A 10873-nucleotide genomic window follows, 5' to 3' on the forward strand; every position below is an offset into this window, starting at 1 on the left:
GCCATGAGCATCCGCAAGAACCGCACGACGTCCCCGACTCAGTCCCACGCGCAACCCCGCGGCAAGAAGCGGACACCCGTACGCCTGGCCCTGGGCACAGTGGCCGCGGGCCTGGCCCTGGCATTGAGCGCCTGCGGTGGCGCGGCGCGGGTCAATGACGATTCGAGGGTCGTCATCGGCACGGATTCGGGCACAGAGGAGTACTTCCAGCTCCTGAAGTCCAAACTCAAGGACGAGGGCATCGACCTGGAGGTGAAGAACTTCACCGACGGCGTGCAGATCAACAACGCCACGCAGAACGGCGACGTCGACATCAACCTGTTCCAGCACATCGCCTTCCTGTCCCAGTTCAACGTCAAGAACGGCGGCGACCTGGTCCCGGTGGGTGCCACTGCGGTCTATCCGCTGCCGTTGTACTCGAAGAAGTACAGCTCCTTGGACCAGCTGCCCAAGGACGCGACGATCGCCCTGCCCAGCAACCCCACCAACCAGGCCAGGGCCCTGCTGAACCTGCAGGCGGCGGGCCTGCTCAAACTCAAGGGCGGCGGCAATTCCCTGTCCACCCCGGCGCAGATCGAATCGAGCAGCCTGAAGATCAAACCGGTCGACACGAATCAGACCGTCAACGCCCTGGCCGGCGGCGCCGATGCCGCGGTCGTAAACAACACCCAGGCGCAGAAGGGCGGACTGACCTCCGATCAGATCATCTACCAGGAGGATCTGGGCTCGCACGTGGGCGACGCCTATATCAACGCCTTCGTCGTCAAGGCCGAGAACAAGGACGATGAGCGCTGGAAGAAGATCACCGACGCCTACCATTCGCCCGAGATCGAGGAATCCGTGCGCAAGCTCAACGGCGGTGCGCTCGAGTTCAAGGCCGACTGGACCCCGGAGAAGCTCCAGAAGCTGCTCGACCACGAGGAAGAGGTCGCCAAGCAGGGCTGAGGTTTCCGCCTCAGCGGGAGTTCAACGCGGGTCGAGGTGGTCGCGCAGCCGGTACTCCGCGACCCGGACATCGCCCGAGCTCTCGCGCACGACCTCGGCCACCCGGTCCAGGATCCGGCCGGCCGGGGTCCACTTGGCCCCGCCGGCGGCCCGCACCCTGCCGCGCTGGGTCCGCGGCTCCGGGGCCGAGGCCCGGGGGTAGGCGGTGCGCAGGTGCCGGGAGAAGTCCCGCACCCAGGCGAACGTCACCTCGCCGCGCTTGGCCTGGCCGTGGGCGATCGCGTCGAGCGCATCGGCCCACGGATTGCTCAACGGACGACGCTTGACCGCGGCATCGCGGAAGGCGGTGCGCAGGTCGGTGAAACCGGCCGGACGCAGCTCCAGCCGGGCCCTGTTGAGTTCGGGATCCGGCCGGAACACGCAGGCATCGCAGCCGGCACGGCAGGTCTCGAAGGACTGCCAGACCCGTGCCCGGGCGAAGCTCGCGGCCTGCCCGGCATCGGTCCTGGTCGGTTCGAGCCCGCAGCCGTAGTCCTCGAGGAACTCCCTGATGTGTCGATGCCAGTCCGGGGGCGCGGCCGCGAAGAGTTCGGGGAACAGATCACGGACGTGGGCCCGCGGCTGTACCCTGCGGTGTTCGATGATGAGGAAGCGGGCGCGTTCGGCGATGAGCGCGCCCACCGCCACGCGTTCGGTCATCGCGCGCACGAAGTCGTCCGGGATCTCCTCGGCCGGAGACACGCCATAGAACACTGTGCAACGTCCCCTCAGACCCCGAAGGCCCAGATCAGCGTCCGGGCCCGGGTCCCGTCCCACCAGGCGGCGTCGTGCCCCCCGCGGAACTCGTGGTATTCGGTCTCGAACCCGCCGGCGACGATGGTCTGGTGCAGCCAGCGGTTGGCCAGAATCTGCCAGGCGTGGGCCGGCGGCGGGCCCAGTTCCAGGTCCCCGCACTCCTGGTAGACCCGCACCCGCGGGGCGCCGGCCGCGGCCTCGGTTCCGGCGCGCCGGAACCGTTCGACCAGGAACAGCTCGGGCTCGCCCTGCCCCGCGCCCTGGCCGTGCTGGGCCCGCGGCACGCCGGGCAGCAGTTCCGCCTGACGCTGATACCAGGCCGAGGGCGAGTGCATGATCGCGTTGCCGAACAGATCGGGGCGGTCCAGGGCCGTGACGGCCGCACACAGACCGCCCAGACTCTTCCCACTGAGCGCAGCATCGGCCGGGTCGGTCGACAGATCGAAGCGCTCGCGCAACAGCGGCAGCAGTTCCTCCGCCAGGGCCCGGGTGAAGGAGTCGTTGGCGGTCAGTTCGCTGTCGCGCAGCCCGGCCTCGTCGACCAACACGATGGTCACCGGCCTGATCAGCTCCGCGGCCAACAGCGCATCGCGCAGGCGCGGTGCCGAATGATCGGGGACTCCGTCGAACAACAACAGATAGGGATGGGGGCCAGCGTACTCCGGCGGCGGTGGGGAGACCCAGACGGACCGGGAATTGCCCAGGATCCGACTGTCGAAGGTCATCTCCTCCAGGCGCGGGGCCACCGGTGCGCCGGTCTCGACATCCGTGCGGACCTGCTCCAGCGCCTGCCGGACCACGGGCTCGAAGGACTGGGCCTGTGGCAGTTCGGCGATATGGCGGCCCAGCTTCGGATCGCCGATCTGGGCCACCCTGTTGTACACATCGTCGGCCAGCCAGGCTCTGCCGTCATCGGCCAGGTCGATGAGTGCATAGGTGAATCGCAGCTCCGCCGGCATCGTGATGGTCTGCACCCGCAGTTCGGTGCCCGGGATGTCGGTGAACACGCCGCGGGCAGGCAGAGCGCGATCGATCAGGGTCATCACGGTCGTCTGGGTCTGGCCCGAGGCCGCTCTAGTCCCCGGGCCCACCGCGCGGCTGCGCACCTTGGCCGGGATATCGGAGTGCGGCACCGCCAGATCGCGCACGAAGGTGACATTGACCAGCGGCGCTTGGCCCGCGGCGATGCGAGCCGCCGGGTCCGGGTCCTTGACGGGGTCGATCAGCGGGGTGCCGACCTCGCGCAGGTGGGCGCGGAAGTCGTACGGGCTCATCAGCCCGTCCACCAGGGCGCGCACGGCGGCATTGGGATGGGCCGCGGCTGGGGCCTCGATCATGGAACTCCTTGTGGCGCCCAGACGGCGCAGACGACAGTACTAAGGTCACCCTACCCTATTGGGCATGGCCGGGCCAGGAGCTTGTTAGGCTTGATGCCACCATGGACAAAGAAGCATTCACCTTGCGCCCCGGCGAAACGATCCTGCACTCCGGCCGGGCGAACGTGCAGCGCGGGATCGACCATTCCGCCGGCGACCTGGTGCTGACGAACCAGCGCCTGCACTTCACGCCACACGTCTACAAGGCGAAGTCGAACCCGGTCGTCGAGATCCCGCTGCAGCGGATCACCGCGGTCGAACACGCCACGACCAAGGCATTCGGCTTCATCCCCCTGGTGGCCAACGCACTGCTCATCCACCAGGATGCCGGCGGTACCGACGGCGCGAGCGGCTCGGGCGGCACCAAGGGGTCGGGTGGCGCCGACAGGCCCTACCGGATCCTGCTGGACAAGCGAAAGGTCTGGGAGGACCTGATAGAGAAGGCGCGCGCAGCGTTGTAGCAGCGTCATAACAGTGATGCGCCTCATAGACTCGGCCTCGGCAGCAAACATATAATTACATACTGATACGTGCATATCACGCGGGTCCACATCCCGCTCCACGGCTCGAAAGGGAGGCGGCATGCACGAACACGATCCCCACGCCGAAAACGACGGGGCCGGCACCGGCGCACCCGGCCACCACGGCCACGGCGGGCTGGGCCACGATCACGGCGGCGCGCACGGCCCCGGCGGCGCGGCCTCGCACGTCCGGCTGCTCATCGCCTTCTCCATCACGGCGCTCGTCTTCCTGGCCGAACTGGTCACCGGACTCGTCTCCGGCTCCCTGGCTCTGCTGACCGATGCCGGGCACATGGCCGCCGATGCGATCGGCCTGGGCATGGCGGTGTTCGCCGCGAACATCGTGCGCCGTCCGCGCACCGACACCCACACCTGGGGCTGGGCCAGGGTCGAGGTCCTCGTCGCCGGTGCCCAGGCCACCCTGCTCATGATGGTGGGCCTCTACGGCGTCTACGAGGGAATATCCCGCCTGTTCCACCCCGCCGAGGTGCACTCACAGGGAGTGCTCGTGGTGGGGATCGTGGGCCTGCTGGCCAATATCGTCAGCGCCCTGGTGCTGTTCGGCGCCAGGGACGGCAGCCTCAACCTGCGCGCGGCCTTCCTCGAGGTGATGGCCGACGGGCTGGGATCGGTGGCCGTCATCATATCGGCCATCATCGTCTGGTCCACCGGCTGGGAGTACGCGGATTCCCTGGCCGGCCTGCTCATCGCCATCGTCATCGTGCCCCGCGCCTGGGCCCTGCTGCGCCGGGTATACGGCATCCTGGTCGAAGAGGCCCCGCCCGAACTCGACCTGCGCGAAATCATCGAACACATCGAGGGGATCGACCAGGTGATGGCCGTCCACGACGTCCACCTGACGCGCGTGGGCTCATCCCTGCCGGTCCTGTCCGCCCATGTCACGCTGCGCAACCACTGCTTCCACGACGGCAGCACCCTGGAGATCCTCACCCGGATCCAGGACTGCCTCAAGGAGCACTTCCCGCTGGCCATCGAGCACACGACGATCCAGTTCGACAGCGTCCGCGGCGCCCAGGAGGAGACCCTCAAACACGGGCAGTGAGACGCGGGTGCGCGCAGCACTCCCCGCCGCTCGGCCCGCGCGGGTCCTCCCGCCGCAGGCCCGGGGCCCGGGGCCCTACCGCTTGTTCGAGGTGAACAGCGCGCGGATCAGGAAGTAGACGATCACTGCCACGCCCACCACGATCACGCCTTTGAAGGCCAGGCGCATGAGCGAGAAGATCGCGCCCACCAGCCACCAGGCGATGACAAGGGCCAGGATCGCGCCGATGATGCTCCACAGGTTCTTCATGCCCCCAGCCTACGGGGCGAAGCTGAGCGGCGCCTCGGCCAGGACGGTGACCATGCCGCCCACCCGGGCCTCGGCGCCGGCCAGGGCCGCGACCTCAGCGAGGACGAAATCGCGCATCGCGGCCGCCGCGAACCCCGCGCCCACGCCGGCGCGCGCCCCCAGGTTCACGGTGCGCTCCAGGGGCGGCTCGACGACCCTGGCGTGGTGCAGTTCGGGGTGGCCGGCGACCACCATCGCCGGAACCACCGCGATCCCCAGCCCGCGCGCCACGAAGCGCAGCACGGCGTCCATCTCCGCGCCCTCGACGGCGATCCGGGGCACCAGGCCCGCCGCGGCGAAGGCCGCATCGGTGGCCTGGCGCAGGTCGTAGCCGCGGGAGAACGCGACCTGGGGCAGGGCCGCCACCTGTGCCAGGGACAACTCCTCCGGCAGCGCGCGGTGGCCGATGACCACCAGCCGCTCGTGCAGCAGCGGCGTCAGCTCCACCTGCGCCGAGGCCACCCCCACCCGAGTGTGGGCGGCGCCCTCTCCGGACGGCCCGGATCCGGCCCGGGCGCCCATGCCCTCCCGGGTGACGATGAGCGCCAGGTCCACCTCCCCCGACTCGAGCCGCTCCGACAGAACATGGGAACCGGCTTCCATGATCTCCAGGTCCACCCCCGGATGGCGGGTGCGGAAGCCAGCCAGGACCTCGGCGACCAGGGAGACGCACAGGGTGGGCGGGGCGCCCAGGCGCACGCGGCCGCGGCTCAGGCCGGCCAGTTCCGCGATCGTCAGGCGCGCGGTGTCCGCGTCGGCGATCATCCGGGTGGCGATCGGCAGCAGTTCGACACCGGCTTCGGTCAGCCGGGCGCCGGCGTGGTCGCGTTCGAACAGCGGTGCGCCCAGGTCGCGCTCCAGCGCGGCCACCTGCCGGGTGATGGTCGGCTGGGTGGTCACGAGCTCCTCGGCCGCGCGGGTGAAATTGCCCAGCCGGGCGATCGACAGGAACGTCTGCAGGTGGGAAATGTTCATGCGTCCCCCGAATGGACTCCATAGAAAAAAATCATTGGCAGAATACAGCCTAACCTAACTATGGTTGCCCCTATGACGAATGCAGCCTCACAGAGCACATCCCACAGCGCCCCTCGCACCACCCACCACAACGGCCCCGCCACCGGCGGCGAGCGCCTCATGACCACCGGCGTGCTGGTCATCGGAACCGGCGGCGCGGGCCTGCGCGCGGCCATCGAACTGGCCGAACGCGGCATCCAGGTACTGGCCGTGGGCAAGCGGCGCAAGCACGATGCGCACACCACGCTGGCGGCCGGCGGCATCAACGCGGCACTTGCCACCATGGACCCGGAGGACTCCTGGCAGCAGCACGCCGCCGACACCCTGCGCGAATCCTATTTCCTGGCCGACCCACGGATCGTCGAGGTCGTCACCAAGAACGCCGCCCGCGGCATCGAGGACCTGGAGCGCTGGGGCATGCCGTTCGCCCGCGAGGAAGACGGCCGGATCAGCCAGCGCTTCTTCGGGGCGCACAAGTACCGTCGCACCTGCTATGCCGGGGACTACACGGGCCTGGAGATCCAGCGCACCCTGATGCACCGCGCGACCGAACTCGATGTGCCGATCATCGACACCGTCTACATCACCCGGCTGCTGACCGCCGACGGCAAGATCTTCGGCGCCTACGGCTTCGATGTGGTCGACGGCACCCCCGTACAGATCCACGCCGATGCCGTCATCCTGGCAGCCGGCGGCCACAACCGGATCTGGCGGCGCACCTCGAGCCGCCGCGATGAGAACACCGGCGATTCCTTCCGCCTGGCGGCCCTGGCCGGCGGCAAGATCCGCGACGCCGAGCTCGTGCAGTTCCACCCCTCGGGCATTCCGGAGCCCGAGGACGCGGCCGGCACCCTGGTCTCCGAGGCCGCGCGCGGCGAGGGCGGGATTCTGACGAACGCGCTGGGCGAGCGCTATATGTCCAAGTACGACCCCGAGCGCATGGAGCTGTCCACCCGCGACCGGGTGGCCCTGGCCGGGTACACGGAGATCGCCGAGGGCCGCGGGACTGAGAACGGCGGCGTCTACCTGGACGTCTCGCACCTGCCACGCGAGGTCATCATGGAGAAGCTGCCGCGCGTCTACCGCACGATGATCGATCTGCAGATGCTCGACATCACGACGACCAAGATCGAGATCGCGCCCACCGCGCACTATTCGATGGGCGGCGTCTGGGTCACCGCAGAGGAGCACTCCACCGGGGTCGACGGCCTCTACGCGATCGGCGAGGCCTCCTCCGGGGTGCACGGTGCGAACCGACTGGGCGGGAATTCGCTGATCGAACTGCTGGTCTACGGACGCATCACCGGTGAGGCCGCGGCGGAGTACGCGCTGAACAATCTGAGCGTGACCCGCGACCTGGCCGCCGTGGACGAGGCCAGGGCCGAGATGTCCGCGCTGCTGGAGTCGACCGGCACGGAGTCCGCGCGCAAACTGCAGCGCGAGATCCGCGATCTGATGACCGAGCACGCCGGCGTGGTCCGCTCCGAGGACAGCCTGCGCGAGGGCCTGGCGAAACTGGCCGACATCGCCGAACGCGAGAAGCACGTGTCTGCACATCCCGACATCGCGGGCTTCGACGATCTGGCCCACGCCTTCGACCTCAAGGGGTCGCTGCTGGCCGCGCGCGCCACCCTGGAGTGCGCAATCGAGCGCCGCGAGACCCGTGGCTGCCACAACCGCTCGGACTACCCGGAGATGGATCCGGCACTCAAGGGCAACTTCATCTGGACCCCGGACGGCGGGGTGACCTTCGAGACCCTGCCGGAGCCGGATGAGGAGATCGCCCGCCTGGCCGCCGAGGACATGGACGACTCCCCCAAGGGCAAACTGGTCGAATAGTCCGAGCCCACTCCCTACTTCGAGTTCCACTACTTGACGAACTGTCGAAAAAACGCGCTTTCAGGCTGAAATTCGACATTTCGTCAAGTAGTGGAACTTTGGGCTGGGACCGGGGCTGGGGCGCTGGTGCTCAGGCCAGTTCCGGGGTGTCCCACAGGTTCAGCTGCACGCCGATGCCCTGTTCGATCGCATTGCGGTAGACCACCGAGGCCCAGGCGACGTCCTCGACGGGCATGCCGCCCACCGAGTACAGCACGATCTCCTCTGCGGACTTCCGGCCCGGTGCCTGACCGGTGACGACCGCGCCCATGTCCTCGATATCGGTCCGCGCCAGCTTGCCCTCGGCCACCAGGTCGGTGAAGCGGCAGCCCAGGATCGGAATGTAGCGGTGGGTGGGCGCGGGGTTCTCATCCGCCCAGGCCTCGTAGAGTCCGTAGTTGTCGACGACCTTGCGGACCTCGGGCGCTTCCATCCCCGCATCGATATTGACCGCCGCCGGCATGGACAGGAAGGCCCCCGGCTTGACCCAGGCCCGTTCGACGGTGGGGTACTGGGCGGGATCGTTCGGCACGCCCGAGGCGCAGAAGGTGACGATATCGCTGTCGCGGACCACGGCCTCGAGGCTGTCGACCTCCTCGACGAGCAGCTGTGGGAAGTGCCGGCCGACCCAGGCGGTGAAGGCGTCCAGGCTGGCGCGGCCCCGGCCCAGGACCTTGACCGTCTCGATCCCGGGGCGCACCGCCATGAATGCCGCCAGGGAGGTCTTCGCCATGGTGCCCGGCCCCTGGATGCCCACCACCTTCGCGTCCTCGGGCGCGAAGTACTTGGCGCCCACGCCGGGGATCGCCCCGGTGCGGTAGGCCGACAGCAGGTTCGCGGACATGATGGCCAGGGGCGCACCGGTGTCCGCGTCGTTGAGCGTGAAGGTATGGATGGAGCGCGGCAGGCCCTTGTCCCGGTTGGCGATGTTCGAGCCGTACCATTTGACCCCGGCCTGGCCGAAGGATCCGCCCAGGTAGGCGGGCATCGCCATGAAGCGGCGGTCCGGGGTGGCCAGCGGCATGTCGGGGAATTCGGACTCCGCGGGGAAGAGCACCAACGCGCCGTGGGAGTCGTTGTTGTCCCCCGCCATCCGGTAGTCGCCGGTGTGCAGCAGGGCCAGAACCTCCTCCATGGTCTCGACGCAGCGCGGCATATCGGTCACGCCCGCGCGGATCATGTCCGGCTCGGACAGGTAGAGGAAGTCGATGGCCGTGTCCGACCTGGTCGCATCCTCGCTCGCCTGGTTCGGTGAGCTGCTCGTCATTTCGTCCCCATTTCAATCCCCGCTTCGGTCACGTGTCCTATATCTCATCCCAATGTGCCACACCCATGGTCCGTCTGGCAGATTTCAAGCACGTAAACCGCCCATTCATGGTAGAAATGGTGACACACACCACTCCACAAAAGGACTTCTCCATGCCCCTTGCCCAATCCGCGGATACCGCGGGCGTTCTGCAGCTGGCCAATATGCCCTTCCTGTGGGTCCTGGCCATCGCCGTGTTCGCCGTCATCATCGTCCAATCCACGATCTACATGACGGCCGTGCGGCGCAATGTCGCCGCCGCCGATATGACCAAGAAGGAGGCCAATACCGCCTTCCGCGCCGGAGCCGTATCCGCGATCGGCCCGTCGCTGGCCGTCGTGCTGGTCTCGATCGCGATCCTGCCGCTGTTCGGCACACCGCCGGTGCTGGTGCGCATCGGCCTGATCGGCTCCGCCGCGACCGAGGTCGCCGAGGCCACCGCGGCCGCCGGCACCATGGGCGCGGGGCTGGGCGGGGACGGCTGGAACGCCGACGTGTTCACCGTCGCCCTGTTCGCCATGAGCCTCTCGGGCGCCGGCTGGATGCTGGCCACGATGATCCTCACCCCGATCCTGTCGAAGGGTTCGGACAAGGTCGCCAAGGTCAATCCGGCACTCATGGCGATCATTCCCTCGGCCGCGCTGCTGGCCGCGTTCGCCACTCTGACCATGCAGGAACTGCCCAAGTCCGGCGTCCATGTGCTGGCCGTGGTGGTGTCCGCGATCGTGATGTCGATCTGCCTGCTCATCGCCAAGAAGTTCGAGGTGGCCTGGCTGCGCGAATGGGCGTTGGGCTTCTCCATCATGGCCGCCCTCATCGCCGCCGGCATCGCCACGGCCTGAGCACCACAGCCTGAAAGGACTGAAGAACCATGAGCATTTCAGCAACGCAGAAGTCGGCACTGGACCGGAACTTCACCCGCACCACGAACGTGTGGGGCAATATCACCCTGTTCACGGGCTTCCTGATCGCAACCTATATCCCCTTCCACGTCCTGTTCTTCACCGATGTGGACGTCTCCTGGGGCCAGATCATCGCGGGCTTCCTGGCCGCGGCCGCCGCCTTCGGGGTGTTCTGGGTCGTCGAGCCCATCACCTATTTCCCGATCCTGGGGCCGGCCGGCATGTACCAGGCGTTCATGATCGGCAATATCTCGAACAAGCTGCTGCCCGCTGCGATCGTCGCCCAGTCGACCATCAAGGCGACTCCGGGCACCCGCAAGGCCCAGTTCGCGGCGACCGCTGCGATCTGCGGTGCAGCGGTGATCCACGTGTCCTTCATGCTGGTGTTCGTCGGCATCCTGGGCTCCTGGGTCGTCTCCATTGTCCCGCCGGAGATCACCAAGGTCGCCCAGAACTACATCCTGCCGTCCATCCTGGGCGGGGTGCTGGTCCAGCTGATCGTGACGACGAAGAACCTGCGCGTGACGATCGCCGCCCTGGTGGTGGGCGCCGTGGTCGTCTTCGGCCTGATCCCGCTGCTGCCGGCATTCTTCTCCGGCTTCACCATCGCCATCGCGGTCATCATCACGTGCTTCGCCGCCTGGTTCACCCGCGACAAGAAGGTGCACGAGGGCGGGCACATGGAGGACGAGCTCTCCGGTCCCGGCATCAACTGAGGCCCGGCGACCGCCGAACACCATTCTGGCGCGGGAACCACCGGTTTAAGCAGGGGGTTTCCCCCGCCC

Annotated in this window: 11 protein-coding genes; 6 read left to right on the plus strand and 5 right to left on the minus strand. The window is 68.1% G+C overall.

What is annotated here, in order from left to right; genetic code table 11:
* Window positions 1–3 precede the first annotated feature (3 nt).
* Window positions 4–945 carry a MetQ/NlpA family ABC transporter substrate-binding protein gene (locus NQ036_RS12450; protein ID WP_257059407.1) on the plus strand — a complete coding sequence of 314 codons (942 nt, stop codon included), beginning with the start codon at window positions 4–6 and terminating at the stop codon, window positions 943–945.
* 21 nt (window positions 946–966) lie between these two features.
* Here the strand turns inward: NQ036_RS12450 and NQ036_RS12455 are convergent, their stop codons facing one another.
* Both NQ036_RS12455 and NQ036_RS12460 read right to left on the minus strand, forming a co-directional pair.
* Window positions 967–1686, minus strand: a complete 720-nt coding sequence (locus NQ036_RS12455; protein WP_257059410.1) for a hypothetical protein — start codon at window positions 1684–1686, stop codon at window positions 967–969.
* A gap of 26 nt (window positions 1687–1712) precedes the next feature.
* A complete protein-coding gene (locus tag NQ036_RS12460; RefSeq protein WP_257059413.1) occupies window positions 1713–3077 on the minus strand; it encodes an esterase family protein in 1365 nt (454 codons plus the stop codon).
* 101 nt (window positions 3078–3178) lie between these two features.
* On the opposite strand from NQ036_RS12460, the gene NQ036_RS12465 reads away from it, so the two are divergent.
* Together NQ036_RS12465 and NQ036_RS12470 are read left to right on the plus strand one after the other, a co-directional pair.
* On the plus strand, window positions 3179–3577 hold the full coding sequence (locus NQ036_RS12465) for a GRAM domain-containing protein (RefSeq protein ID WP_257059415.1): 399 nt from the start codon (window positions 3179–3181) through the stop codon (window positions 3575–3577).
* 121 nt (window positions 3578–3698) lie between these two features.
* Window positions 3699–4700 carry a cation diffusion facilitator family transporter gene (locus NQ036_RS12470; RefSeq protein WP_257059418.1) on the plus strand — a complete coding sequence of 334 codons (1002 nt, stop codon included), beginning with the start codon at window positions 3699–3701 and terminating at the stop codon, window positions 4698–4700.
* A 75-nt stretch (window positions 4701–4775) separates the two neighbouring features.
* On the opposite strand, the gene NQ036_RS12475 is transcribed toward NQ036_RS12470, so the two are convergent.
* A complete protein-coding gene (locus NQ036_RS12475; RefSeq protein WP_257049892.1) occupies window positions 4776–4949 on the minus strand; it encodes a hypothetical protein in 174 nt (57 codons plus the stop codon).
* Window positions 4950–4958: 9 nt separating this feature from the next.
* Window positions 4959–5963, minus strand: a complete 1005-nt coding sequence (locus NQ036_RS12480) for a LysR family transcriptional regulator (RefSeq protein WP_257059420.1) — start codon at window positions 5961–5963, stop codon at window positions 4959–4961.
* Between the two features lie 159 nt (window positions 5964–6122).
* On the opposite strand from NQ036_RS12480, the gene NQ036_RS12485 reads away from it, so the two are divergent.
* A complete protein-coding gene (locus NQ036_RS12485) occupies window positions 6123–7841 on the plus strand; it encodes an FAD-dependent oxidoreductase (RefSeq protein ID WP_257059435.1) in 1719 nt (572 codons plus the stop codon).
* Window positions 7842–7971: 130 nt separating this feature from the next.
* On the opposite strand, the gene NQ036_RS12490 is transcribed toward NQ036_RS12485, so the two are convergent.
* Complete coding sequence (locus NQ036_RS12490; RefSeq protein ID WP_257059424.1) at window positions 7972–9147, minus strand: tyramine oxidase subunit B; 1176 nt, start codon at window positions 9145–9147, stop codon at window positions 7972–7974.
* 152 nt (window positions 9148–9299) lie between these two features.
* On the opposite strand from NQ036_RS12490, the gene NQ036_RS12495 reads away from it, so the two are divergent.
* Window positions 9300–10028: a DUF5058 family protein gene (locus tag NQ036_RS12495; RefSeq protein WP_257059425.1), complete on the plus strand. Its 729-nt coding sequence runs from the start codon at window positions 9300–9302 to the stop codon at window positions 10026–10028.
* A gap of 29 nt (window positions 10029–10057) precedes the next feature.
* Window positions 10058–10804: a hypothetical protein gene (locus NQ036_RS12500; protein WP_257059427.1), complete on the plus strand. Its 747-nt coding sequence runs from the start codon at window positions 10058–10060 to the stop codon at window positions 10802–10804.
* Window positions 10805–10873 lie beyond the last annotated feature (69 nt).

Source organism: Brevibacterium sp. 91QC2O2, from assembly GCF_024580695.1.
Lineage (GTDB): Bacteria > Actinomycetota > Actinomycetes > Actinomycetales > Brevibacteriaceae > Brevibacterium > Brevibacterium moorei.